General features: G+C 73.3%; 22 protein-coding genes and 1 pseudogene. 11 read left to right on the top strand and 12 right to left on the bottom strand.

Going from position 1 to position 25614, the window contains the following annotated elements:
- Nucleotide 1: 1 nt before the first annotated feature.
- Genes FB454_RS28635 through hutH form a run of 4 tightly spaced genes read left to right on the top strand, consistent with a single transcriptional unit; the run spans nt 2 to nt 5284 of the window.
- On the top strand, nt 2-1222 hold the full coding sequence (locus FB454_RS28635; protein WP_145823851.1) for an allantoate amidohydrolase: 1221 nt from the start codon (nt 2-4) through the stop codon (nt 1220-1222).
- Nucleotides 1219-2583, top strand: a complete 1365-nt coding sequence (locus FB454_RS28630) for a formimidoylglutamate deiminase (protein ID WP_186461670.1) — start codon at nt 1219-1221, stop codon at nt 2581-2583. Before FB454_RS28635 ends, FB454_RS28630 begins: the two co-directional genes overlap by 4 nt.
- Entirely contained in the window at nt 2580-3749 is a 1170-nt protein-coding gene (gene hutI / locus FB454_RS28625; RefSeq protein ID WP_013284364.1) for an imidazolonepropionase, read from the top strand. Before FB454_RS28630 ends, hutI begins: the two co-directional genes overlap by 4 nt.
- The gene (gene hutH, locus FB454_RS28620; protein WP_071096540.1) at nt 3746-5284 is read left to right on the top strand and encodes a histidine ammonia-lyase; all 1539 of its coding nucleotides are present in this window, start codon (nt 3746-3748) and stop codon (nt 5282-5284) included. Before hutI ends, hutH begins: the two co-directional genes overlap by 4 nt.
- 65 nt (nt 5285-5349) lie before the next feature.
- Here the strand turns inward: hutH and rdgB are convergent, their stop codons facing one another.
- The 9 genes from rdgB to FB454_RS28575 all read right to left on the bottom strand — a co-directional run bounded on the left by rdgB (nt 5350) and on the right by FB454_RS28575 (nt 12081).
- Nucleotides 5350-5967: an RdgB/HAM1 family non-canonical purine NTP pyrophosphatase gene (gene rdgB / locus FB454_RS28615; protein ID WP_013284362.1), complete on the bottom strand. Its 618-nt coding sequence runs from the start codon at nt 5965-5967 to the stop codon at nt 5350-5352.
- Nucleotides 5964-6692: a ribonuclease PH gene (rph, locus tag FB454_RS28610; protein ID WP_013284361.1), complete on the bottom strand. Its 729-nt coding sequence runs from the start codon at nt 6690-6692 to the stop codon at nt 5964-5966. Before rph ends, rdgB begins: the two co-directional genes overlap by 4 nt.
- A 73-nt stretch (nt 6693-6765) precedes the next feature.
- Nucleotides 6766-7512, bottom strand: coding sequence for an MBL fold metallo-hydrolase (locus FB454_RS28605; RefSeq protein ID WP_013284360.1), 747 nt, complete (start codon nt 7510-7512; stop codon nt 6766-6768).
- Between the two features lie 225 nt (nt 7513-7737).
- Nucleotides 7738-8703, bottom strand: coding sequence for a PLP-dependent cysteine synthase family protein (locus tag FB454_RS28600; protein WP_013284359.1), 966 nt, complete (start codon nt 8701-8703; stop codon nt 7738-7740).
- A gap of 10 nt (nt 8704-8713) precedes the next feature.
- Complete coding sequence (locus FB454_RS28595; RefSeq protein WP_013284358.1) at nt 8714-9052, bottom strand: MoaD family protein; 339 nt, start codon at nt 9050-9052, stop codon at nt 8714-8716.
- A 67-nt stretch (nt 9053-9119) separates the two neighbouring features.
- Entirely contained in the window at nt 9120-9608 is a 489-nt protein-coding gene (locus FB454_RS28590; protein WP_030270277.1) for a M67 family metallopeptidase, read from the bottom strand.
- Between the two features lie 55 nt (nt 9609-9663).
- Complete coding sequence (locus FB454_RS28585; RefSeq protein ID WP_013284356.1) at nt 9664-10167, bottom strand: DUF2017 domain-containing protein; 504 nt, start codon at nt 10165-10167, stop codon at nt 9664-9666.
- Complete coding sequence (gene clpS / locus FB454_RS28580; RefSeq protein WP_018786685.1) at nt 10164-10454, bottom strand: ATP-dependent Clp protease adapter ClpS; 291 nt, start codon at nt 10452-10454, stop codon at nt 10164-10166. Before clpS ends, FB454_RS28585 begins: the two co-directional genes overlap by 4 nt.
- 115 nt (nt 10455-10569) lie before the next feature.
- Complete coding sequence (locus tag FB454_RS28575) at nt 10570-12081, bottom strand: P-loop NTPase family protein (RefSeq protein WP_327652846.1); 1512 nt, start codon at nt 12079-12081, stop codon at nt 10570-10572.
- Between the two features lie 223 nt (nt 12082-12304).
- Here FB454_RS28575 and FB454_RS28570 point away from each other — a divergent pair, with 223 nt between their 5' ends.
- Genes FB454_RS28570 through FB454_RS28555 form a run of 4 tightly spaced genes read left to right on the top strand, consistent with a single transcriptional unit; the run spans nt 12305 to nt 18158 of the window.
- A complete protein-coding gene (locus FB454_RS28570) occupies nt 12305-14977 on the top strand; it encodes a LuxR C-terminal-related transcriptional regulator (RefSeq protein WP_091329863.1) in 2673 nt (890 codons plus the stop codon).
- Between the two features lie 16 nt (nt 14978-14993).
- Nucleotides 14994-16280, top strand: coding sequence for a nicotinate phosphoribosyltransferase (locus tag FB454_RS28565; RefSeq protein ID WP_145823849.1), 1287 nt, complete (start codon nt 14994-14996; stop codon nt 16278-16280).
- Between the two features lie 15 nt (nt 16281-16295).
- Nucleotides 16296-16877, top strand: coding sequence for an isochorismatase family protein (locus FB454_RS28560; RefSeq protein ID WP_013284351.1), 582 nt, complete (start codon nt 16296-16298; stop codon nt 16875-16877).
- Nucleotides 16878-16916: 39 nt separating this feature from the next.
- Nucleotides 16917-18158, top strand: coding sequence for an MFS transporter (locus tag FB454_RS28555; protein ID WP_145823848.1), 1242 nt, complete (start codon nt 16917-16919; stop codon nt 18156-18158).
- Nucleotides 18159-18466: 308 nt separating this feature from the next.
- Here the strand turns inward: FB454_RS28555 and ctaD are convergent, their stop codons facing one another.
- Together ctaD and FB454_RS28545 are read right to left on the bottom strand one after the other, a co-directional pair.
- Nucleotides 18467-20224, bottom strand: a complete 1758-nt coding sequence (ctaD, locus tag FB454_RS28550) for an aa3-type cytochrome oxidase subunit I (protein ID WP_013284349.1) — start codon at nt 20222-20224, stop codon at nt 18467-18469.
- A 127-nt stretch (nt 20225-20351) separates the two neighbouring features.
- Entirely contained in the window at nt 20352-21458 is a 1107-nt protein-coding gene (locus tag FB454_RS28545; protein WP_030272913.1) for an FAD-dependent monooxygenase, read from the bottom strand.
- Nucleotides 21459-21787: 329 nt separating this feature from the next.
- On the opposite strand from FB454_RS28545, the gene FB454_RS28540 reads away from it, so the two are divergent.
- Entirely contained in the window at nt 21788-22936 is a 1149-nt protein-coding gene (locus FB454_RS28540) for a glycoside hydrolase family 12 protein (protein WP_013284347.1), read from the top strand.
- A 61-nt stretch (nt 22937-22997) separates the two neighbouring features.
- Here the strand turns inward: FB454_RS28540 and FB454_RS28535 are convergent, their stop codons facing one another.
- Nucleotides 22998-23780 (bottom strand): aldo/keto reductase, encoded by a 783-nt coding sequence (locus FB454_RS28535; RefSeq protein WP_013284346.1) that lies wholly within the window; start codon nt 23778-23780, stop codon nt 22998-23000.
- 78 nt (nt 23781-23858) lie between these two features.
- On the opposite strand from FB454_RS28535, the pseudogene FB454_RS28530 reads away from it, so the two are divergent.
- Together FB454_RS28530 and FB454_RS28525 are read left to right on the top strand one after the other, a co-directional pair.
- Nucleotides 23859-24119 (top strand): annotated as a pseudogene (locus FB454_RS28530) (DNA polymerase ligase N-terminal domain-containing protein); the annotation flags it as partial.
- Between the two features lie 19 nt (nt 24120-24138).
- Nucleotides 24139-25575, top strand: coding sequence for a recombinase family protein (locus tag FB454_RS28525; protein ID WP_145823847.1), 1437 nt, complete (start codon nt 24139-24141; stop codon nt 25573-25575).
- Nucleotides 25576-25614 lie beyond the last annotated feature (39 nt).

Here is a 25614-nt window from a genome sequence, read left to right as displayed (position 1 = left end):
CTTGTTAACGCATTCTGCATTGAAAGGGCCCCTTCCTAACCGGTTCCGGGAGCTGTGGGACGAGATCGCCCCGGTCGGGCGGGACGCCGGCAGCGGCGGCTACCTGCGCTACGCGCTCACCGACCCGGAGCGCACGCTGCGCGCCTGGTTCCGGGAGCAGGCCGACCGGCGGGGCATGCCGGTGTCCGAGGACGGCAACGGCAACCTGTTCGCCTGGTGGGGCGACCCGGCGGCCGGCGAGGCGGTGCTCACCGGCAGCCACTTCGACTCGGTGCCGCACGGCGGCGCGTACGACGGTCCGCTCGGCATCGTCAGCGCGTTCCTCGCCGTGGACGAGCTACGGGCCGCGGGCGTCACCCCGGACCGGCCGGTGGTGGTGGCCGCGTTCGTGGAGGAGGAGGGCGCGCGGTTCGGCGTACCCTGCCTGGGGTCTCGGCTGCTCACCGGCGAGATCGACGTCGACCGCGCGGCCGGGCTGCGCGACCAGGCCGGGACGACCTTCGCCGAGGCGCTGGGCGAGCGGCCGGCGGGCGCCGACCGGGCGCTGCTCGGCCGCTTCGCGGCCTTCGTGGAGCTGCACGTCGAGCAGGGCCGCGCGCTGGTCGACCTGGACGCGCCGGTCGCGGTGGCCTCCGCGATCTGGCCGCACGGCCGGTGGCGGTTCGACTTCACCGGCGAGGGCAACCACGCGGGTACGACACGGATGGCCGACCGCCGCGACCCGATGCTCACCTACGCGTTCACAGTGCTGGCGGCGAACAAGGAGGCCCGGCTGCGCGACGCGCACGCCACGGTCGGCCGGGTGTCGGTCGAGCCGAACGCCACGAACGCGATCCCGTCCCGGGTCACCGGCTGGCTGGACGCGCGGGCGGCCGAGGCGGAGACGCTGTACGGTCTGGTCGAGGCGGTACGCACCAAGGCCGCCGACCGGGCCGGCCGCGACGGGACCGCGCTGACCTGCACGCAGGAGTCGGCGACCCCGCTCGTCGCGTTCGACCGCGGGCTGGCCGACCGGCTGGCCGCGCTGCTCGGCGCGCCGGTGCTGCCCACCGGCGCCGGGCACGACGCGGGCGTGCTGGCGGCGCACCTGCCCACCGCGATGCTGTTCGTGCGCAACCCGACCGGGGTGTCGCACTCCCCCGCCGAGGCGGCCACCGACGCCGACTGCGCCGCCGGGGTGGCCGCCCTGGCTCGGGTGCTGGAGGAGCTGGCATGCCGCTGACCCGCTGGCTGGCCGAGTACGCCTGGCTGCCCGATCGCGCCGAGCCCACCCGGGACGTGCTGATCGAGGCGACCGACGGGCGGCTCACCGCGGTCACCCCGCTGACCGTGAAAGGTCCGCCGACCGCCGGGGTCGAGGTGCTCGGCGACGCGGTCCGGCTGCCCGGCCTGACGGTGCCCGGCCTGGCAAACGCTCACTCGCACGCGTTCCACCGGGCGCTGCGCGGGCGCACCCACGACGGGCGCGGCGACTTCTGGTCCTGGCGCAGCCTGATGTACGCCGTCGCGATCCGGCTCGACCCCGATTCCTACCTGGCGCTGGCCCGCGCCGTGTACGCGGAGATGGCGCTGGCCGGGATCACCTGCGTGGGCGAGTTCCACTACCTGCACCACGGTCCCGGCGGCACCCCGTACGACGACCCGAATGCCATGTCCGCCGCGCTCGTGGAGGCCGCCGCGCACGCCGGGATCCGGCTCACGCTGCTGGACACCGCGTACCTGGCCGGGGGCGTGGACGGTGCGCCGCTGGCCGGGCCGCAGCGCCGGTTCGGCGACGGCGACGCGCTGCGCTGGGCGGAGCGGGTGGACGCGTTCCGCCCGTCCGACGACCACGTCCGGCTCGGCGCGGCCATCCACTCGGTGCGCGCGGTCCCGGCCGGGCAGCTCGCCACGGTGGCCGGCTGGGCCGACCGCAACGGACTGCCGCTGCATGTGCACCTGTCCGAGCAGCCGGCCGAGAACGACGCCTGCCGGGCCGTGCACGGGTGCACCCCGACGCGCCTGCTGGCCGACCACGGCGTGCTCGGCCCGCACACCACAGCCGTGCACGCCACCCACCCGACCGCCGCCGACGTGGCGCTGCTCGGCGACAGCCGTACCCGGGTCTGCGTCTGCCCCACCACCGAACGCGACCTGGCCGACGGGGTCGGCCCGGTACGCCGGATGGCCGACGCGGGCAGCCCGCTGAGCCTGGGCAGCGACAGTCACGCCGTGGTGGACCTGTTCGAGGAGGCCCGCGCGCTGGAGATGGACGAGCGACTGCGTACCCGCAGGCGGGGGCACTTCACGCCGGCCGAGCTGCTCACCGCCGCCACCGTCGGCGGGCACGCCGCGCTGGGCTGGGGCGACGCCGGCCGGCTCGCCGTCGGGCAGCGGGCCGACCTGGTCACGGTACGGCTCGACAGCGCCCGCACCGCCGGGGTGCCGCCGGTCGGCGCGTTCTTCGCCGCCACCGCCGCGGACGTGACGAGCGTCGTGGTGGACGGCCGGCCCGTGGTGGACGGCGGCCGGCACCTCACCGTCGACGTACCCACCGAACTGCGGGACGCGATCGCGGCGGTGACCGCGAAGGAGGACTCGTGACGCGCGGCAGCCTGCTCGTCGACCACATCGGCGAGCTGGTCACCAACGACGGCCGCGACGGCGACCCGCTCGGCATCCGCCGCGACGCCGCGCTGCTCATCTCCGACGGCGAGGTGGCCTGGACCGGTCCGGCCCGGCACGCGCCGGCCGCCGACCGGCGGATCGACGCCGGTGGCGCGGCGGTGCTGCCCGGCTTCGTGGACAGCCACGCCCACCTGGTCTTCGCCGGGGACCGGGCCGCCGAGTTCGCCGCCCGGATGGCAGGCGAGCCCTACACCGGCGGCGGCATCAGGACCACAGTCGGCGCCACCCGCGCGGCCTCCGACGACGCGCTGCGTGCCACTGTGGGCCGGCTGCGCGCGGAGATGCTGCGGCAGGGCACCACCACCGTCGAGATCAAGAGCGGGTACGGCCTGAACGTCGCCGACGAGGCCCGCTCACTGCGGATCGCCGCCGAGTTCACCGGCGACACCACGTTCCTCGGCGCGCACGTGGTCCCGGCCGAGTACGCCGACCGCCCGGACGACTACGTGGGCCTGGTGTGCGGGCCGATGCTCGCCGCCGCCGCGCCGTACGCCCGCTGGATCGACGTGTTCTGCGAGCGGGGCGCGTTCGACGCCGACCACGCCCGCGCGATCCTCGCCTGCGGGCAGGCCGCCGGTCTGGGCGTACGGCTGCACGCCAACCAGCTCGGTCCCGGGCCGGGCGTCCGGCTCGGCGTGGAGCTGGGCGCGGCCAGCGTCGACCACTGCACCCACCTGACCGACGCCGACATCGACGCGCTGGCCGGCTCGGAGACTGTCGCCACACTGCTGCCCGGCGCCGAGTTCTCCACCCGGTCGCCGTACCCGGACGCCCGGCGGCTGCTCGACGCGGGCGTCACAGTCGCGCTCGCCACCGACTGCAACCCCGGGTCGTCGTACACGTCGTCGATGCCGTTCTGCGTCGCGCTCGCCGTACGCGAGATGCGGATGACCCCGGCGGAGGCGGTGTGGGCCGCGACCGCCGGCGGGGCGGCGGCGCTGCGCCGCACCGACGTGGGGCGGCTGACCCCCGGGGCGCGGGCCGACCTGATCGTCCTCGACGCCCCGTCCCACCTGCACCTGGCCTACCGGCCGGGCGTGCCACTGATCCGCCAGGTCCTGCACAACGGAGTACCGCGATGACCACAGTGACCATCCTGTCCACCGGCGTCACAGCCGCCGACGTGCTCGCGGTGGCCCGCGGCACCGCCAAGGTCGTGCTCGACCCGGCCGCCACCGAGGCGATGGCGACCTCCCGGTCCATCGTGGACCGCATCGAGGCGGCCGGTCGCCCGGTGTACGGCGTCTCCACCGGCTTCGGTGCCCTCGCCAACACGTTCGTCGCCCCGGAGCGCCGGGCCGAGCTTCAGCACGCGCTGATCCGCTCGCACGCCGCCGGGGTGGGCGCGCCGATGCCGCGCGAGGTGGTACGCGCCATGATGCTGCTGCGGGTCCGCTCGCTGGCGCTCGGCCGCTCCGGGGTCCGTCCGCTGGTCGCCGAGGCGCTCGTGGACCTGCTCAACCACGAGGTCACCCCGTGGGTGCCCGAGCACGGCTCGCTCGGCGCGTCCGGCGACCTGGCGCCGCTGGCGCACTGCGCGCTGGTGCTGCTCGGCGAGGGCTGGGTGCTCGGCCCGGCCGGTGACCGCCTCCCGGCCGCCGACGCGCTGCGCCGGGTCGGGCTGAAGCCGGTGTCACTCGCCGCCAAGGAAGGGCTGGCGCTGATCAACGGCACCGACGGCATGCTCGGCATGCTGCTGCTCGCCGTGTCCGACGCCCGGCACCTGTTCGCCATGGCGGACGTGACGGCGGCGCTGGCCATCGAGGCGATGCTCGGCTCGGAGCGGCCGTTCCTGCCCGAGCTGCACGCGATCCGCCCGCATCCCGGTCAGGCCGCGTCGGCGGCGAACATCCACCGGCTGTTGCAGGGCTCGGCGGTGATGGACTCGCACCGCGACGACCTGGCGCACGCGGTGCAGGACGCGTACTCGATGCGCTGCGCCCCGCAGGTCGCCGGCGCGGCCCGGGACACGCTCGACTTCGTCGAGGTGGTGGCCGGCCGGGAGCTGCTGTCGGTGGTGGACAACCCGGTGGTGCTGCCGGACGGGCGGGTCGAGTCGACCGGGAACTTCCACGGCGCGCCGCTCGGCTTCGCCGCCGACTACCTCGCCATCGCCGCCGCCGAGGTGGGCGCCATCGCCGAGCGCCGGGTGGACCGGCTGCTGGACGTCACCCGTTCCCGGGAACTGCCCGCGTTCCTGTCGCCGGACGCCGGGGTGAACTCGGGCCTGATGATCGCCCAGTACACCGCCGCCGGGATCGTGGCGGAGAACCGCCGGCTGGCCGCGCCCGCCTCGGTCGACTCGCTGCCCACCAGTGGCATGCAGGAGGACCACGTCTCGATGGGCTGGGCGGCCACCAAGAAGCTGCGCACCGTGCTGGACAACCTGACCAGCCTGCTCGCGGTGGAGCTGCTGGCGGCCGTACGCGGACTCCAGCTCCGCGCGCCGCTGACGCCGTCACCGGCCGGACGGGCGGCGCTCGACACGCTCGGCCGCACCATCGGCGAGCCGGGACCGGACGTGTTCCTCGCGCCGCTGATGGAGGCCGCGCGCGAGGTGGTACGCGGCCCGGAGCTGCGCGCGGCGATCGAACGGGAGATCGGCCCGCTCGCCTGAGCGGGCCGGTCCGGCGTTCTTCGGGTGCCCGGTCGGCGCTGGGCCGGGTGCCCGGTGGGGGCGGGTCAGGCGGCGGGTGGAAGCACCTTCGCGACCAGCTTGGCCAGTTCCCGCAGCGCCTTGCCACGGTGGCTGACCGCGTCCTTCTCCTCGGGCGTCAGCTCCGCGTTGGTGCGCTCCTGCCCGTCGCCCAGGAAGATCGGGTCGTAGCCGAAGCCGCCGTCGCCGCGCGGCGCGCGCAGCAGCCGGCCGGACTGGCGGCCGTCGACCAGGTGCTCCTTGCCGCCGGGCAGCACCAGCGCGACGGTGCAGACGAACGCGGCGCCCCGGTGCTCGTCCGGCACGTCGGCGACCTGGTCCAGCACGAGCTGGAGGTTGGCCCGGTCGTCGCCGTGCCCCCCGGACCAGCGGGCGCTGAACACACCCGGCATGCCGTTGAGGGCGTCCACCGCCAGCCCGGAGTCGTCGGCGATGGTCGGCAGGCCGGTACGCCGGCAGCCCTCCCGCGCCTTGATCAGCGCGTTCTCGCCGAACGTGAGGCCGGTCTCGGGCAGCTCCGGGTACTCCTCGACGTCGTCGAGGCCGAGCAGGGCGATCCGGTGCGCGCCGAGCGCGCCGTCCAGGATCCGCTGGAGTTCGACCAGCTTCTTCCGGTTCCGGGTGGCGAGCAGGACCTTGTTCATGACGAGAGCGCCTTCCGCTGCGCGTCGGCCAGTTCCAGGCAGCCCGCCACGCCCAGGTCGAGCAGCGCGTCGAGCTGGTCGCGGGCGAAGACGCCCGCCTCACCGGTGCCCTGCACCTCGACGAAGTCGCCGGTGCCGGTGCAGACCACGTTCATGTCGACCTCGGCGGTGACGTCCTCGGCGTAGCAGAGGTCGAGCATCGGCTCGCCGCCGATCACGCCGACGCTCACCGCGGCCACCGAGCGGTGCATCACCTTCTCCACCTTGCCGGCCAGCGCCTTGCGCTCGGCCAGCCAGGTCACCGCGTCGTGCAGCGCGACGTAGGCACCGGTGATCGCGGCGGTACGGGTGCCGCCGTCGGCCTGGAGCACGTCGCAGTCCAGCACGATCGAGTTCTCGCCGAGCGCCTTGAGATCGACGCAGGCGCGCAGGCTGCGGCCGATCAGCCGGGAGATCTCGTGGGTCCGGCCGCCGACCTTGCCGCGGACGCTCTCCCGGTCCGAGCGGGTGTTCGTGGCACGGGGCAGCATCGCGTACTCGGCGGTCACCCAGCCCAGCCCGGAGCCCTTGCGCCAGCGGGGCACGCCTTCGGTGACGCTCGCCGTGCAGAGGACCCGGGTGGCGCCGAACTCGACGAGCACCGAGCCCTCCGGGTGGGTGCTCCAGCCCCGGGTCAGGGTCACCGGTCGGAGTTGGTCGGGTTGCCGCCCGTCAGGTCGCGCCATGCCTGCACCCTATGCGGTGCGGTGATCGCACCGCCCGCGGGTGCCCGCCGACACGACAGGGCCGCCGCCGGGCTCAGACCTCGTAGCAGGCGCCGGGCCGGACCACGTCCAGCGGCCCGGCGTACGCCCCGGCCGCCGCCTCCACCGTCTGCGACTCGCTGCCCCAGGCGGGTACGAGATGGGTGAGCAGGAGCCGTCCCACCCCCGCCTTGGTGGCCGCCTCGCCGGCTTCCCTGCCGGTCAGGTGCAGATCCGGCGGGTTCTCCACGCCGTCCATGTAGCTCGCCTCGCAGAGGAACACGTCGGCGTCCTGGGCCAGGCGCAGCAGCGCCTCGCAGGGCGCCGTGTCGGCGGAGTAGCAGAACACCCGGCCGCCGTGCTCCAGCCGCACCCCGTACGTCTCCACCGGGTGGTTCATCCGGTCGACCGTGACGGTGAACGGGCCGATCGGAAACGTGCCCGGCTGGAGGCCGTAGAACTGGTAGACGTCCTCCACCGAGCCCTCCTCCTGCCCGTACGCGGTGGCCAGCCGGTCGGGCGCGCCGGAGGGGGCGTACATCGGCAGGGGCGGGTACGGGCCGTCCGGAGCGTACCGGCGTACCACCACGTAGGACACGGCGTCGAACATGTGGTCGCAGTGCAGGTGGGTGAGGAGGATGGCGTCCGGGGCGTGCAGCCCGACGTAGCGCTGGAGCGTGGAGAGCGATCCCACGCCGAAGTCGATCAGAAGCCGGAAGCCCTCGGCTTCCATGAGATAGGCCGAACAGGGCGATTCGGGCCCCGGGAAGCTGCCTGCGCAGCCGAGGACGGTCAGTCTCATCCGGTGGCCTCGATCTCACCATGAGTAGTCGATGCGCCGGCGGCGGCTCCGCCGATGATCTCTACCGACGCGCTCGCCACGCTGCGCAGCCTACGCGTCGCCCCGGTCGACCAAGAATCATCTGCCGGAAGTTGTCATCAACGTGACACCCATACACGTCCGCTCCGGACGAGACCGGCGGTCCGGCCGGCGGGCACGCCACCGACCGGACCGGCCATCGGTCCGTCAGGCCCAGAGCTGACCCTCCAGGGCCTCCTCCGCGTCGGCGAGGGTGCCGCCGTACGCGCCGGTCGACAGGTATTTCCAGCCGCCGTCGCAGACCACGAACGCCACGTCCGCGCGGCGGCCGTCGCGGACCGCCTCGTGCGCCACCGCGAGCGCGGCGTGCAGGATGGCCCCGGTGGAGAACCCGGCGAAGATGCCCTCCACCTCGACGAGCTGCCGGGTACGCAGCACCGCGTCCCGGGTGCCCACGGAGAAGCGGCGGGACAGCACCCCGGCGTCGTACAGCTCGGGCACGTAGCCCTCGTCGATGTTGCGCAGACCGTAGACCAGCTCGCCGTAGCGCGGCTCGGCCGCCACGATCTGGATGCCCTCGACCTTCTCCCGCAGGTAGCGCCCGGTGCCCATGAGCGTTCCCGTGGTGCCCAGCCCGGCCACGAAGTGGGTGATGCCCGGCAGATCCTGGAGCAGCTCCGGCCCCGTCGTCTCGTAGTGCGCCCGGGCGTTCGCCTCGTTGCCGTACTGGTAGAGCATCACCCAGTCCGGGTGCTCGGCGGAGATCTGCTTCGCGGTCGCGACCGCCTGGTTCGAGCCGCCGGCGGCCGGCGAGAAGATGATCTCCGCGCCGTACATGCGGAGCAGTTGCACCCGCTCGGTGGAGACGTTCTCCGGCATCACGCAGACCAGCCGGTAGCCGCGCAGCTTCGCCACCATGGCCAGCGAGATGCCGGTGTTGCCGCTCGTCGGCTCCAGGATCGTGTCACCCGGACGCAGCCGGCCGGACTCCTCGGCCGCGCGCACCATGAACAGGGCCGCGCGGTCCTTGATGCTGCCGGTCGGGTTCCGGTCCTCCAGCTTGGCCCAGAGCCGCACCGGCGGCGCCCCGGCCGGGACCGTCGGCGAGAGCCGGGGCAACCCGACCAGCGGGGTGCCGCCGCAGGCGTCGAGCAGGCTGTCGTACCGCGCCATCGCGGACCCCTCAGCGGGCGGCGCGCGTGGAGACCGCGTGCGAGGCGATCGCCGCGGCGGCCGCGAAGCCGAACGCGCCGCCGGCGACGGCCGGCAGGATGGTCACGCTGTCGCCGTCGTTGAGCTTGGCGTCGAGCGCGCCGAGGAAGCGGACGTCCTCGTCGTTGACGTAGACGTTGACGAACCGGTGCAGCACGCCCGCCTCGGTGACCAGGCGGGCCTTCAGGCCGCCGTGCCGGGAGTCCAGGTCGGCGATCAGGTCGGCGAGCGTGTCGCCGCTGCCCTCGACGACCTTCGCGCCGCCGGTGTAGCTGCGCAGGATGGTGGGGATGCGAACCTCGATGGCCATGGTGTCTCGTGCTCCTCGTTCGGGATCGTGCCAGGTGACGGGAAAAGGAAGGTGCCGGCGCTGAAGGTCAGCGGTCGGAACACTCGTAGTCGACCGTCGCCGGGCTCTGCCCGAACATGTAGGACTGGACGGCGTTCGGGTCCACGGCGGCATCCACGATCTCCACCGGTTCCTCGGTGACCACGCCGTCGACGATCCGGAAGGAGCGGATCTCCTCGGTGTCGGGCTCGCGGGTCGAGACGAGCAGGTAGTGCGCGCCCGGCTCGCCGGCGAAGGAGACGTCCGTACGCGACGGGTAGGCCTCCGTCGCGGTGTGCGAGTGGTAGATGACGACCGGTTCCTCGTCGCGGTCGTCCATCTCGCGCCACACCCGCAACTGCTCCATCGAGTCGAACTCGTAGAACGTCATGGAGCGGGCGGCGTTGTCCATCGGGATGTGCCGGGCCGGGGTGTCGCTGCCGACGGGACCGGCGACCACGCCGCACGCCTCGTCCGGGTGGTCCCGACGCGCGTGGGCGACGATCGCGTCGATGATCGACCGGTCGATGCTCAGCACGCCGCCAAGCCTAGCGCCTGGCCGGCCCGGGCGGCGAGGTGGCGACCGTCACCACTCAGTCGATCAGCGCGTTGAGCAGGGACTCCTGGAGATATCCGAGATAGGCGTAGACCGACAGTTGGAACACCCGGGACGAACCCGGGTCCGCGGCCACCGCGTCGTCGAGTTCCTCGCCCAGGTCGGTGCCGTCCTTGATCTCCAGGCGTACGCCCATCGCCAGCCGGGCGTCGTTCAGCGCCCGCAGCCACGCCTCGGCCGCCTCCGCGTCCAGCCGTACCTCGCCACCGGCGTCACCGTCGGGCAGCGCGGCGAGGACGGCGCCCGCCTGGTCGATCTTGCCGGTCTTCAGGTCGCCCTCGGTGTAGCGGCGGAACTCGGCGGTGCCGGCGTCGTCGTCCGGGTAGACGTCGGGGAAGAGCCGCCCGACCACCGGGTCACCGTGGTCGAAGCCGTCGGTCAGCAGGCCGACCACCTCGTTGGCGACCTTGCGCAGCACCCGGACCTCGTCGACCGCGAACGTGGCCACGTAGTGGTCGCCCCGGCGGCGGAACATGCTCATGACCGGTCCACCGTCGCCCAGAGCCCGTACGCGTGCAGTTGCGCCGCGTCGTGCTCCATCCGCTCCCGCGCGCCGCTGGAGACCACGGCCTTGCCCTTGTGGTGCACGTCCAGCATGAGCCGCTCCGCCTTCTCCCGGCTGTACCCGAAGAGCTTCTGGAACACCCAGGTCACATACGTCATCAGGTTGACCGGATCGTCCCAGACGATGGTCACCCATGGCCGGTCGGAGACCGGCACCTCTTCGGTGTCCGGCGTCTCGACCGGCGCAACCTGTGGAGCCGCCATGCCCCCCATCGTGCCACCGGATCCGGGGAACCGATGAACCGGAACGGCGCGCGGGTCGTCGTCACCCGCCCGGGCCGCGTACGCGAGCCCGGGTCGCCGTGTGCCGGCGGCGTGGTCAGGCAAGCAGGATGCCGTGGTCGACCGCATCGGCGAGCACCGCGCCCAGCGAGAGACGGATCACCTCGAAGCGGCGGGACACCTCGCGGGACAGTTCGAGTTCGACCTCGCGCAGCGCGCGCTGGGCCCAGGAACGGGCGGCGTTCGGGTCGTTGTTGCCGGGCGCCCGCCAGTGCTGCCAGCAGCCGCCGTTGAGGGCGACACCGACTGGCGGGAGCACCTCGTCACGCTGCGCGCCGGGCAGCCCGGCCAGCGCGTCCAAGGCGCCCGCACCGGTCAGCCCGGCGACCCCGGCCGTGCTGGTCACCAGGAGCACCCGGTCCAGCTCGGGGCCGTCCGGGTGGTCGGCCAGGCCCCAGCGCACCGCGTGGGTGATCCGCCGGCGTACGCCCTCGGCCAGCGGCGCGCCGAACACCCGGGCGGCGGCCTCGTCGACCAGGCCGCGCACGGCCTCGTCGCACTGGGCGGTGGCGAGCAGCGACAGCGCCTCCAGCTCCCGGTCGAGCATCTGCGGCAGGCCGGCGCAGCCGACCCCGAAGACGATCTCCTGCACCACCCGCAGGTGGATGTTGGCCAGTTCCAGGGCGAGGTGCTGGCGGATCCGGCGGGCGCAGGCGCGGGCCTGGCGGTCGATCCGGTCGGCCAGCTCACCCGGCTCGACACCGGCGAGCACCGGCACCCGGCCGTGCGCGCCGGCCGGCACCGGCGGGCGGGCGCTGCCGCGACGCAGCACCTCGTCGGCCGCCCAGCCGACCAGCGCCCGGCGCAGCTGCGGCAGCTCGGCGCGGCGGGCCGGGAACCACCGGGCCGGGGTGAGCGCCGGCACCGCGGCCAGCAGCGCCGCGCGGTGCGCCTCGATCGAGACCGACACCGGGTCGAGCCGCCGGGTGGGCCCGGTCCGGCCGGGTGCCGCCCGGTCCTGGGCCTGTGCGCCGTCGCCCGGCGTCGCCGGGCCGGTCACGCCGGGCGTGACGGCGAAGAACACCTCGACCGGGGTACGCGCCACCTCGGCGAGCAGGTGCAGCTCGGCCGCGCTGAACGCCTGGTCAGCGGAGATCACGAAGAGCAGCGCGCCGGCCCGGCCGACGGCGTCGCGCAGCACCCGGCCGCCTGCGACGCCGAGCGTGCCGGTATCAGGCGTGTCGACCACCGCGAAGTGCCGCAGCAGCGGATCGGGCAGGCTCAGTTCGACCCGGCGCGGCGGCCGGGCCAGTGCCGGGCCGGCGGCGAGCGGGTCGGCGCCGTAGGCGTGCGGCTGGCGGTAGCCCGGGACGTACGCGGCGCGGGTGGCGGTGGCGGCGTGCTGGACCAGCAGGTTGCTTCCCGGCGGTACGGCGAGCGTCGCGGCCTCGACCCCGAGCAGGCCGGCGATCAGCTCGCGCCGGTTCGCGCCGGCCGGACCGGCGACGACCACCGCCATCGGCTCGTCCGGGCCGGGCGCGGTCACCCCGAGCCGGGTCGGCAGCGGGGCACATCCGGGGGGCTCGGCCTGCCGGCGTGGGTCGGGCACGTCGACCGAAGGGAGCGGACCTGGCGTCATCAGGCGGGCCTCCCGGTCGGGCGACCGGGGTACCGGTCGCGGATTCTCCCTGGTTGCAGGGACTGCCGGAAGAGTACGGGTGTCGGCCATCCGACAACCAACACATCCGGTACTCACGGGTAATGAACAGATTACTCAACTTCACTGCGTGACGGTGCGTACGCGGACGGAACACGGTCGATATGCTGCATCGATGAGTAGGTGGGAGTTCGTCGGCCGTACTGATGAACTCAACCGTCTGTTGTCGGCGGTCGGTGGCCCGGAGGGGCGCGGGTTGCTCTTCAGCGGCGACGCCGGGGTCGGCAAGAGCCGGCTGCTGCGCGAGGGGGTGGCCGCGCTCTCCCCCGAGCGGTACGCGATCTGGTCCATCGCGGCCAGCGCCACCACAGCCGCGTTGCCGTTCGGCGGGCTGGTCCAGGTGCTGCCCGCCTCACAGCCGCAGGGCCTGTCCCCCGCCGGGATCCTGCGCTGGGCCGTGGACGTGCTCCAGGAACAGGCCGCCGGGCGGCCCATCGTGCTCGCCATCGACGACGCGCATCTGCTCGACCCGCCCTCGGCGGCGCTCGTGCACCTGGTCGCCCGCTCGGAGAACGCGTACGTCATCGGGACGCTGCGCAACGGCGAGCAGGTCCCGCTGCCGATCCGCGCACTCTGGACCGACGACCTGGCCGACCTGGTCGAACTGCGCCCGCTGTGCCGCAGCGAGACCACCGGGCTGCTCGCCGCCATCCTGGGCGGCCCGGTCGACGCCGGCTCCTCCGACCGGCTGTTCCAGCTCTCCGCCGGCAACCCGCTGCTGCTGCGGGAGCTGGTGCTGGCCGCCGACGACGAGCTGAACCGCAGGTACGGCATCTGGACCTGGACCGGGCGGCTGGAGCTGGCACCCAGCCTCACCGAACTGATCGACACCCGGATCGGCCAGCTCACCCCCGGCGTCCGGGCGGTCGTCGAACTGGTCGCCTTCGGCGAGCCGCTGGGCCTGCAACTGCTGGAACGCGCGGCCGACCCGGCGGACGTGGAGACGGCCGAGGAACGCGGGCTCATCGCGCTGGTCCACGACGACCGGCGGCTCAACGTCCGCCTGGCGCACCCGCTCTACGGTGAGGTGATGCGCCGGCACTGCCCGGTCAGCCGCACCCGCCGGCTCCAGGCCACCCTCGCCGGACTGCTGGAACAGGTCGGCAAGCGCCGCCGGGAGGACCTGCTGCGCGTCGCGGTGTGGCGACTCGACTCGGGTACGGCGCAGGACGTGGCCCTGCTGCTCGAAGCGGCGGTGCAGGCGTTCGGCCGGTACGACGTGCCGCTGGCCACCCGGCTGGCCCGGGCCGCGCTGGAAGCCGGCGGCGGCACTGACGCGGCGGAGCTGCTCGCCACCATCCTCATGTTCGGCGACCGGCCGGACGAGGCGATCGGCGTGCTCGACCAGGTCGCCGGTGAGATCCACGACGACCGGCGGCGCAGCCGGTGGCTGACCGTCCGGGGCATGGTCAGCTACTGGGGGCTCAACCGTGAGTCCACCGTGGAGGAGATCGCCGCGCGCGGCGAGGAGCTGAGCGACCCCGCCGACCGGGCCCGCGTACGCGCGTTCGAGGCCACCATGCGGCTGCACCGGCTCGACGTCGACGTCGCGGTACGGCTGGCCCAGGAGGTGCTGGACCGGCCCGCCGCCCCGATGGCCGCCCGGGAGCTGGCCCGCTGCACGCTCGCCCACCTCCAGGCGGCGCAGGGGCAATACCAGCTCAGCGCCACAGCGATCGCCCGCGTGCAGGCCGAGGCGGCGTGCTGGCGGGGCGACATGCCCTACCTCCAGCTCGCCATGGAACTGGCCCGGGGCACCCGGCTGACGCTCTCCGGCGACCTGCCCGGCATCGACGCGATCGTCGCCGACGAGTTCGCCGACCTGGCCGGAGCCGGCGACTTCCGGCTCGGCACCGGCTACCTGGCCATCCTCCAGGCGTACGCGGCGCGGCTGCGCGGGCGCGGCGACGAGGCGCTGCGGACCAGCCTGGAGGCGTGCGCGGTGCTCGCCACCAGCCGGGTGTACGCGGGCCTCGCGCACGCCGAGCGCGCCCAGGCCGCCGCGCTGCGCGGGGACGTGACGCACGCGGCCGACGCGATGGCCGAGGCGGACCGGACGCACGCGCCCGGCATGGCCGTGCTCTACCCGTGGCTGGAGCAGGCCCGGGGCGCGGTCCAGGCCGCCACCGGTGACCTGCCGGCGGCCACCAAGCACCTGTGTGCGCTCGCCGACCGGCTGCGCGAGGACGGCCTGGCCGGGCACGAGCTGCTCGTCCTGCTCGACCTGGTCCGGCTGGACCAGGCCGCCGCGCCGGTCGGCCCGACCTGCACCGACGGTGGCCGGCGCACCGTGGCGCAACGCCTGGCCGAACTCTCCGAGCAGGTCGACGGCGTGCTGCCGCCGCTGGTCGCCCGGTTCGGCCGGGCCGCCGTCGACGGCTCACCGGACGCGCTGCTGGCCGTCGCCGACGGCTTCGCCGACCGGGAGCTGATCGTGTACGCGGCCGAGGCGACCGCCCTGGCCCTGCACCGGACGCGACACGTCCGGGCCGGCGCCACCGGGCCGATCCGGGAACGCCTCGCCGACCTGCTGCGCCGCTGCGACGAGATCTCCACCCCGGCGCTGCGGCTGCTGCGCCCGACGCTCAGCGAGCGGGAGTGGGAGATCGCCCGGCTCGCGGCCGACGGCGTGACCAGCCGCGCCATCGCCGAGCGGCTGTTCCTGTCCACCCGCACCGTGGAGAACCACCTCCAGCGCGTCTACAGCAAGCTCGGCGTCGCCGGGCGCGGCGAGTTGCGGGCCGCACTGCGGTCGATGCCGGGGCACGACGGCGCGGACCCGGGCTGAACTCTAGGCTGGGGCGGTGAGCACCCTTCGCCCCGCGCTGCTGACCGACCACTACGAGCTGACCATGGTCAGCGCGGCCCTGCGTGACGGCACGGCCGACCGACGCTGCGTCTTCGAGGTGTTCAGCCGGCGGCTGCCGGCCGGGCGCCGGTACGGCGTGGTCGCCGGGACCGGCCGGCTGATCGAGATGATCCGCGACTTCCGGTTCGACCCGGCGGAGATCGACTTCCTGCGCCGTACCGGCGTGGTGGACGACCGGGCCGCGCAGTGGCTGGCCGACTACCGGTTCACCGGCGACATCGACGGCTACGCCGAGGGCGAGCTGTTCTTCCCCGGCTCTCCGATCCTCACCGTGTCGGGCACGTTCGCCGAGTGCGTGGTGCTGGAGACGCTGGTGCTGTCAGTGCTCAACCACGACTGCGCCATCGCCGCCGCCGCGGCCCGGATGGTCACCGCGGCCCGGGGCCGGGCGCTGATCGAGATGGGCTCCCGGCGGGCGCACGAGGAGGCCGCCGTCGCGGCGGCGCGGGCCGCGTACCTGGCCGGGTTCCGGTTCACCTCCAACCTGGCCGCCGGGCAGCGCTACGGCATCCCCACCGCGGGCACCGCCGCGCACGCCTTCACGCTGCTGCACGACGACGAGCGGGCCGCGTTCGCCTCCCAGGTCGCCACGCTGGGCAAGGACACCACGCTGCTCGTCGACACGTACGACATCGCCCAGGGCATCCGCAACGCGATCGCGGTGGCCGGGCCCGAGCTGCGCGCGGTCCGGATCGACTCCGGCGACCTCGCGGTGATCGCCCAGCAGTCCCGCGAGCTGCTCGACTCGCTCGGTGCCACCGAGACGAAGATCATCGTCTCCGGCGACCTCGACGAGTACGCCATCGCCGCGCTCGCCGCCGAACCGGTGGACATGTACGGTGCCGGCACCGCAGTGGTGACCGGCTCCGGTGCGCCCACCGCCGGCCTGGTCTACAAGCTGGTCGAGGTGCAGGGGCGGCCGGTGGTCAAACGCTCCGAGCACAAGGCCACCATCGGCGGCCGGAAGGTCGCGGTCCGCCGGCACAAGCCGACCGGCACCGCCACCGAGGAGGTCATCGTGCCGCAGGGCGTACCGGACCGGCAGCCCAACGACCGGCTGCTCCAGCACTCGTACGTGGTGTCGGGCGAACCGGAGACCCTGCCCACGCTGGAGGAGTCCCGGGACCACCTGCGCCAGTGCCTGATCTCGATCCCGTGGGAGGGGCTCAAGCTCTCCGCCGGGGATCCCGCCGTACCGGTGACCGTCGTACCCGCGAGCTGAGGAGGAACCCGTCAGATGGCGAACGCCCTGATCATCGTGGACGTGCAGAACGACTTCTGCGAGGGCGGCTCCCTCGCGGTCGGTGGCGGAGCCGGCGTGGCCGCCGGCATCTCCCGGCTGCTGGCCGCCGAGCCGGACCGGTGGGACCACGTGGTCGCGACCAAGGACTACCACGTCGACCCGGGCGCGCACTTCGGCGACCCGCCGGACTACGTCGACTCCTGGCCCCGGCACTGCGTGGTCGGCACCTCCGGTTCCGAGTTCCACCCCGAGCTGGTGACCGACCGGGTGGAGGTGATCTTCCACAAGGGCGAGCACGCGGCCGCGTACTCCGGTTTCGAAGGCCATGCGCCCGACGGCGAGTGCCTGGCCGACTGGCTGCGCCGCCACGACGTGGACCGGGTCGACGTGGTCGGCATCGCCACCGACCACTGCGTGCGCGCGACCGCCCTGGACGCCGCCCGGGAGGGCTTCCGGACCACTGTGCTGCTGGACCTGACCGCCGCTGTCGCGCCGGACACGCTCGACGTGGCGCTGCGGGCGCTCGACGGCGCCGGGGTGACAATGGTGGGCGAGCCTGTGATCACTGCCGCTTGACCGGGTAATCGCTTGCGGGTGTCGTACCCCGGCCCCAGGATGGCGCCGGAGGTACGGACCGTCGTGAACCTGAAGCCTTACCGGGAGGCGCTCGCCCTACCCGGTCTCCGATCGTTGCTGCTGGTGTCGGTGCTGGCCCGTGTGCCGCTGACCGCCACCGGGGTGACGCTCACCTTCTACGTGGTGCTCGACCTGGGCCGCGGCTACGGCGCCGCCGGCCTGGTCGGTGCCGCGTCGACGGTCGGCGCGGCGCTCGGCGCCCCGCTGCTCGGGCGGCTCATCGACCGCCGAGGGCTCCGCCCGGTGCTGGTGCTCACCACCGTCGCCGAGGCGCTGTTCTGGTCCGCCGCGCCCACGCTGCCGTACCCGGTGCTCCTACCGGCCGCGTTCTTCGCCGGGCTGCTCGCACTGCCGATCTTCTCGATGGTCCGCCAGTCGATCGCCGCGCTCGTGCCGGTGGAGAAGCGCCGCCCCGCGTACGCGCTGGACTCGATGGCCGTGGAGTTGTCGTTCATGGTCGGCCCGGCACTCGCCGTGGCACTGGCCACCGCCGTCACGCCGCGCCTGACGCTCTGGGCGGTCGGCGCCGGGATCGTCGCCTCCGGCATCTGCTTCTGGCTGCTCGACCCGCCGATCCGGGCCGCCGACGAGCCGGCCGGGCCCCCGCGCCCGGTGCACCGCCGCGAGTGGCTCACCCCGCGCCTGCTCGCCGTCCTGGCGGTCAGCCTCGCCGCCACGCTGGTGCTCGGCGGCACCGACGTCGCGGTGGTAGCCGTGCTCCGGTCCGGTGGCGAGGTCGGCTGGACCGGCGCCGTGCTGGCCGCCTGGGCGGTCGCCTCGCTGGCAGGTGGCTTCGCCTACGGCGCGGTACGCCGCTCGTTCTCCCCGCTGGCGCTGATGGCCGCGCTGAGCCTCACCACCATCCCGGTCGGGCTGGGCGGGTCGCACTGGTGGCTGCTCTGCCTGGCGCCGATCCCGGCCGGTGCGCTCTGCGCCCCCACCATCGCGTCCACCTCCGACGCGGTCAGCCGGCTGGCCCCGCCCTCCGTCCGAGGGCTGGCCATGGGCCTGCACGGCTCCGCCGTGACGGTCGGCATCGCGCTCGGCGCGCCGCTGGCCGGCGCGGTGATCGACGCCTCCGCGCCCGCGTGGGGCTTCGTGGTCACCGGTGCGATCGGCGCGCTGGTGGCGCTGGCGGTGCTCCCGATCGAGCTGCGCCACCGCCGCACCCAACTCCCCACCCCGCCCGTGGACCCCGACCTGGCCCTCGCCTCCCGCTGACCCCCGCCCGGCGTGATCAAGGAGTCCGTGTCTCCCCGAGGCGGGGCCGAAGCCCGTACGGGAAGTGGCTGCATCCACGCACCCCGGACACCCCCACTCCCCCGAACCGGTGCCGCGACCCCGCCCTCACCTCGGCGATCATGAGGTTGGCGGCGACAAATCGGGCACGAATTGCCGCCAACTTCATGATCAACGGGGACAGGCGGGAGGGGCAGGAGGGCGGGGACGGGGCGGGGACAGGGCGGGAGGGGAAAAGGGCGGGCGCCGCACCCCCTGAGGAGTGCGGCGCCCGGCCTTGAACTACTGCGTCAGCGCTGGTCGAGGTTGCCTGCGGTATCCTCCTGGTAGCTGGCGCCACCGTTGACCTCGCTGGTCAGCGGCTTCGCGCCACCCTCGGGCGGACCGGCCAGGCTCTGCCCGGCGGCCAGCTCGGGGAACTTCGCGTCGAACGCCGGCCGCTCGGAGCGGATGCGCGGCATCCGGTCGAAGTTGCGCAGCGGCGGCGGAGAGCTGGTGGCCCACTCGAGCGAGTTGCCGTGGCCCCACGGGTCGTCGACCTCGACGACCGGGCCGGTCTTGTACGACTTCCAGCAGTTCCAGATGAACGGCAGCGTCGAGATACCGGTGATGAACGCGCCGATCGTGGAGATCGTGTTCAGCGTGGTGAAGCCGTCGGCGGCCTGGTAGTCGGCGTACCGGCGCGGCATGCCCTCGTTGCCCAGCCAGTGCTGCACCAGGAACGTGGTGTGGAAGCCGATCATGGTCAGCCAGAAGTGAATCTTGCCGAGCCGCTCGTCGAGCATCCGGCCGAACATCTTCGGGAACCAGAAGTAGATGCCGGCGAACACCGCGAACACGATGGTGCCGAAGAGCACGTAGTGGAAGTGCGCCACCACGAAGTACGAGTCGTGCAGGTGGAAGTCGAGCGGCGGGCTGGCCAGCAGCACACCGGTGAGACCACCGAAGAGGAACGTCACCAGGAAGCCGATCGAGAACAGCATCGGCGTCTCGAAGGTGATCTGGCCCCGCCACATGGTGCCGATCCAGTTGAAGAACTTCATACCGGTGGGCACGGCGATCAGGTAGCTCAGGAAGCTGAAGAACGGCAGCAGCACCTGGCCGGTGGCGAACATGTGGTGCGCCCAGACGCTCATCGACAGGGCGGCGATGGCGATGGTGGCGGCCACCAGGCCCTTGTAGCCGAAGATCGGCTTCCGGGAGAACACCGGGATGATCTCGCTGATGATGCCGAAGAACGGCAGCGCGATGATGTACACCTCGGGGTGACCGAAGAACCAGAACAGGTGCTGCCACAGCATCGGCCCGCCGGTCGCCGGGTCGTACACGTGGGCGCCCATCAGGCGGTCCGCGGCGAGCGCGAACAGCGCGGCGGCCAGCAGCGGGAAGACCAGGATCGCCAGCAGGCTGGTGACCAGCATGTTCCAGGTGAAGATCGGCATCCGGAACATGGTCATGCCGGGCGCGCGCAGGGTCAGGATCGTGGTGATCAGGTTGACCGCGCCGAGGATCGTGCCCAGACCGGAGATGGCCAGGCCGACGACCCACATGTTCGCGCCCACGCCCGGGGCGTGGTCGGCGGTGCTCAGCGGCGTGTACGCGGTCCAGCCGAAGTCGGCCGCGCCGCCCGGGGCGATGAAGCCCGCGGTGGCGAGCGTGCCACCGAACAGGTACAGCCAGTAGGCGAAGGCGTTGAGCCGGGGGAACGACACGTCCGGCGCGCCGATCTGCAGCGGCACCACGTAGTTCGCGAAGGCGAACACGATCGGCGTCGCGAAGAACAGCAGCATGATCGTGCCGTGCATCGTGAAGAGCTGGTTGTACTGCTCGGGCGACAGGAACTGCAGGCCCGGTCGCGCGAGTTCGGCGCGCATGATCAGGGCCATCAGGCCACCGATCATGAAGAACACGAACGCGGTGACCATGTACATGATCCCGATCTGCTTCGCGTCCGTGGTGCGCAGCAGCCGCGCGATGGCCGACCCCTTGACCGGCTCCCGGACCGGCCAGGGCCGGGTCACGACCGGCTTGGGTGCGACGGTGGTCACGAGTGGCCTCCGGTTCTGGTTGTCCCGCTCGGCGCGCTGGTCATCGGCGCAGCCGTCATCCGTAAGGAGGATAGTCCCCGGTAGGTGGCCTCGCCGCGTGGGGTGGGCGGCTACGATCTCCCGCCTTTCAGAGCGGGCCGGTCAGGAGCCGGTAGTGCTCCCGGAAGATCCGGCCGCCGCGTCCGCGCAGCAACGGGTCGCGCAGCGCCGGCGGCACGTCGCGGGTGCGGTTGCGGTCCCGGGTCCGGTCCCGCACCCAGCGGGTACGCGGCCGGCGACGACTCTCGTACGCGAGCAGCGCGGCCTCGACGCTGCCGGCGGCCCGCAGCGACTCGGCGAGCACGACGGCGTCCTCCAGCGCCATCGCGGCGCCCTGGGACAGCGTCGGAGCGGTGGCGTGAGCGGCATCACCGACGAGCAGCACCCGGCCGTGGAACCAGCGTCCCAGCTCGACCTCCTCGGTGCGTTCCACTGACACGGTCTCCAGCGCGGCCAGCACCTCGGGCACCGGGCCGCCGTACGAGCCGAACAGCTCGTGCAGGCGGGCGAGCGGGTCGGCGGGCAGTTCGGTGCCGGCCTCGTCGGCGTAGCAGTAGAGCCGTCCGGCGCCGAGCGGCACGACCAGGAACCCGGCCCGCTGGCCGAGCAGGGCGGTCCAGTCCGCGATCCGGGGGCCGCCGCGCACCAGGGCGCGGTAGACCACCTGCCCGGCGGGGCGTGGTGGTCCGCCGAGCGCGGCGAGCGTCCGTACCGCCGAGCGGGGCCCGTCCGCGCCGACGACCAGGTCGTATTCGCCGCTGGTGCCGTCGGTGAAGCCGACGGCGACCCGGCCGGGCAGCAGGTCGACGGTGCTCACCTCGGCGCCGTGGCGCACCGCGCCGCCGGCGCCGGTGAGCAGCACCCGGTGCAGTTCGGCCCGGGGCAGCGCCCGGCACTCCCCCACGCCGGCCCAGAGTGCGTCGAGGTCGACCTCGCACAGCGGCGCTCCGGCGGCGTCCAGGAAGCGCTGCCGGTGGATCACCTGGCCGAGCGGGCGCAGCGGCCCGTCGAGGTCGAGCCGGCGCATCGCCCGGGCGGCGTTGCCGGGCAGGTAGAGGCCGGAGTCGATCGACTCGGTGGGTGGCAGCCGCTCGGTGACGTCGGGCCGGAACCCCGCCAGGCGCAGCGCCCGGGCCACGGCGAGGCCGGCGATGCCCGCGCCGACGACGAGGATGCGCAGGGGGGAACCACCCATCACGGGGTACGCCTCCGGAGGGGGATCGGAACGCGTTGGAGGCAAGACATTACTCGCCGCAACCAGGCGGCGGAAGTGCCCGTGCGCCCTGGCGCGGGCCGCCGGTCGGCGGCACACCCCGTCCCACCGGCAGGAATCCCGCCTCCATCTGGGGGAAGGGGGCGGTCGCGGCTCTCCGCCGTGCCACCGGCCGGACGCGGAGCGTTAACGAGCCCGGCGCAATTGCGCAATGATTTGAGACATGTAAATGTATTCCTTACATCGTGGGAGCGCTCCCGCCCGTATCACCGACCGAACCGGCGCCGTCCCGCGCCGAGCCAAGGAGCATCATGAAGCGTCCACTCAGGGCCCTCGCGGCAGCCGGACTGCTGGCCGCCGGCACCCTCGTCGCCGTCGCGCTCGGCGGCACCGCCTCCGCCGACACCCAGATCTGCGAGCAGTACGGCTCGACCACCATCGGCGGCAAGTACGTGGTGCAGAACAACCGCTGGGGCACCAGTGCCCAGCAGTGCATCAACGTCACCTCGACCGGCTTCTCGATCACCCGCGCGGACGGCTCCGCGCCGACCAACGGGGCACCGGTCGCGTACCCGTCGATCTTCGTGGGCTGCCACTACACCAACTGCTCGCCCGGCACGAACCTGCCGGTGCAGGTGAAGAACATCAGCAGCGCGCCGTCCAGCATCAGCTACAACTACGTCAGCGGCGCGATCTTCAACGCGTCGTACGACATCTGGCTCGACCCGTCGCCCAAGCGCGACGGCGTGAACCAGATGGAGATCATGATCTGGCTCAACCGGCAGGGCTCGATCCAGCCCATCGGCTCGCCGGTCGGCACCGCCAGCATCGCCGGCCGCACCTGGGAGGTATGGCGCGGCAGCAACGGCTCCAACAACGTCATCTCGTACCTGTCGCCGTCGGCCATCCCCAGCTTCAGCTTCGACGCGATGGCGTTCATCAACGACACCCGTAACCGGGGTGCGATCACCAACGACTGGTACCTGACCAGCATCCAGGCCGGCTTCGAGCCGTGGCAGGGCGGCGTCGGGCTGGCGGTGAACTCGTTCTCGCAGAGCGTCAACACCGGCTCGAACCCGCCGCCCACGTCGGCTCCGCCGACCACGTCGGCGCCGACCACGCCCCCGCCGTCGGGCGGCGCGTCGTGCACCGTCACCTACAAGGCGGCGAACGTGTGGAACAACGGCTTCACCGCCGACGTGACGGTCAAGAACACCGGCTCCGGCACGATCAACGGCTGGACGCTGAACTACAACCTGCCCTCCGGGCAGACAGTCACCAACGCGTGGAACGCCACCGTGAGCCAGAGCGGCTCCGCGGTGACCGCCCGCAACGCCGGCTACAACGGCACGCTGGCACCCGGCGCGTCCACCAGCTTCGGCTACCAGGCGACGCTGAACGGCAGCTACTCCGCGCCGAGCAGCTTCACGCTCAACGGCTCCACCTGCGCCCGCGGCTGACCACCGCACGCGGAGAGGGGCGCGGTCCGCTGCGGACCGCGCCCCTTTCCGCGGGTACGTCTCAGCCGGCGAGCGCGTCGATGTCGCGCATCTCCTCGGCGGTGAGCGAGAACCCGAACACGTCGACGTTGGCACGGATGCGCTCCGGCGTGACCGACTTCGGGATGACCACGATCTCGTGGTCGATGTGCCAGCGCAGCACCACCTGGGCCGGTGACACGTCGTGCGCCTGGGCGATACGGACCAGCACCGGGTCGGACAGGTCGCTGGCCTTGAACGGGCTGTACCCCTCCAGCGCCACGCCCCGGTCCCGGTGGGCGGCGTGCGTGTGCCTGTCGTACAGCGACGGGCTCCAGCGGATCTGGTTGACCGCCGGCGTCTCCTCGGTGGCCTGGATCAGCTCGTCGATCTGGCCGATCGAGTAGTTGCTCACCCCGACCGTGCGCGCCATGTTCTCGTCCCGCGCGGCGAGCATCTCCCGCCACACCGGGATGCTGTCGCCGGGCGCGGACGGCGGCCAGTGCACCAGCCACAGGTCGACGTAGTCGGTGTCCAGGGCGGCCAGGCTGGCCTCGATGGTCTCCCGCTCCCGGCCCACCCGGTCCGGCGGCAGCTTGGTGGTGATGAAGACGTCCTCCCGGCGCAGCCCGCTCTCCTTGACCGCCCGCCCGACCTCCTTCTCGTTGCCGTACATCGTGGCCGTGTCGATGTGGCGGTAGCCGGCGTCGAGCGCGGCGAGCACCGCCTGGCACCCGGCCTCGCCGGTGGCCTGCCACGTGCCGAAGCCGAGCAGCGGGATCCGGACGTCGCCGGCGAGCGGAAGGGTGGGCTGGTCGCTGTCCATGTCCCCCGTTCTACCCCGGTTCGCCGCACACACACCGGCATCCCGGCGCGCGCGGCGCGTCTGGGGGAGGATGCGGGGATGGCGGACCGGCTGGAGGAGTACCGGCGGAAACGGGACGCCGCGCGTACCCCGGAACCGGTGCCCGAGCGGGATTCCGGGCGGAAGCGGTCCGCGCGGCGCGCACCCCGCTTCGTCATCCAGCAGCACCACGCCCGGAGCCTGCACTGGGACCTGCGGCTGGAGCACGACGGCGTGCTGGCCTCCTGGGCCGTGCCGCGCGGCCTGCCCCGCGACCCGGGCCGCAACCATTTGGCCGTGCACACCGAGGACCACCCGATGGTGATTACGCTACCCCCTTATGAGGCTCGCTGCAATCTACGAACGCATCAGTGACGACCGGGAAGGCCGAGAGCTGGGCGTCGACCGGCAGGGCAAGGACTGCCAGGCGCTGGCCCGGCGGGAGGGCCTGACCGTCGTCGACGTCTACCGCGACAACGACATCTCGGCCAGCACCAAGTCCCGCAAGCCCCGCCCGGAGTACGACCGGCTGATCGCCGACGCGAAGGCCGGGAAGTTCTCCGTGATCGTGGCCTACACCAGCGGCCGGCTCACCCGCCGACCCCGGGAGCACGAAGACCTGATCGACCTCGCCACCGGCCACGGCATCACCTACCGGTACGTGCGGTCGCCGAGCTTCGACCTGAACACTGCGCAGGGCCGGGAGATCGCCCGCACCATGGCCGCCCGGGACGCGGGCGAGGCCGAGGAGATCGCCGAGCGGGTTGCCGCGGAAGTGCTCGACCGTGCCGAGCGGGGCGAATACCACGGCGGGCCGCGCAGCTACGGCCTCGCCGCGAACGGCCAGGACCTGATCGAGGCCGAGGCCGAGGAGATCCGCCGCTGGTACGCGCACGTGCTCGCCGGCGGCTCCCTCGCCGGTCTGCAAGCCGACCTCAACCGCCGCGGCGTGCCGACCGCCACCGGGCGCGGCAAGTGGCGCGCCCCGGTGATCCGGAAGATCCTGCTCAAGCCCCGCAACGCCGGGCTGCGGATCCTCAACGGCATCGAGTACGCGGCGCCGAACCCGCCGATCGTCCCCGAGGCGACGTGGCGGGCCGCGAGGCAGCTCCTGGAGGACCCGGGCCGTCGGATCCACCACAGCGGCCCGGCCCGGCGGCACGTCGGCACCGGCCTGTTCCTGTGCGACCGCTGCGACGTCACCGTGAACGTCACCTACGGCCCGACCGGCGACCTGAAGTACCGGTGCATGACCTGCTTCCGTCAGTGGCGCGCCGACCCCCTGCACCGCTGGCTCGACGACACCGTTGAGGCGCTGCTGGCCAAGGAGGACGCCCGGCAGCGGCTGCTGCCCCAACCGGCGGAAGGCGTTGATCTGCAAGGGCTGTGGGCCGAGGCGGCGGCCATCCAGGGCAACCTGACCGAGCTGGCCGCGGAGTTCGCGTTGTCGCGGGGCGGCGCGGTGAAGGCGGCGCTGAAGGCCGGCATGGACCGGGGACAAGAGCGCCTCGACGAGATCCAGGCCGAGATTACTGCCGCCGGTCGTGTGGATGCCACGTCGGCGCTGCTGGCCGCGGCTGACCCGGTGGCGGCGTACCGGGCGATCACGGACGTGAGCCTGAAGCAGTCGGTGTGGCGCTCGATCATGGTCGTGCGGCTGGGTGAGCCGATCCGGGGCCGTGCGGCGTGGGATGCCACGAAGTTCCTGGGCGCGTCGCGGTGGCGGAACGACGACCGGACGTGGGCGGACATCTGGGCTGCAGACGACCAGAGTTGAGGTTGCCCAACTGGCACCTAATCGATCTTCCTTGCTAAG

The sequence above is a fragment of the Micromonospora sp. CNZ297 genome, from assembly GCF_007827625.1.
Note: the sequence above shows the minus strand (reverse complement) of the source record. Positions and strands in the feature narration are given on the sequence as shown.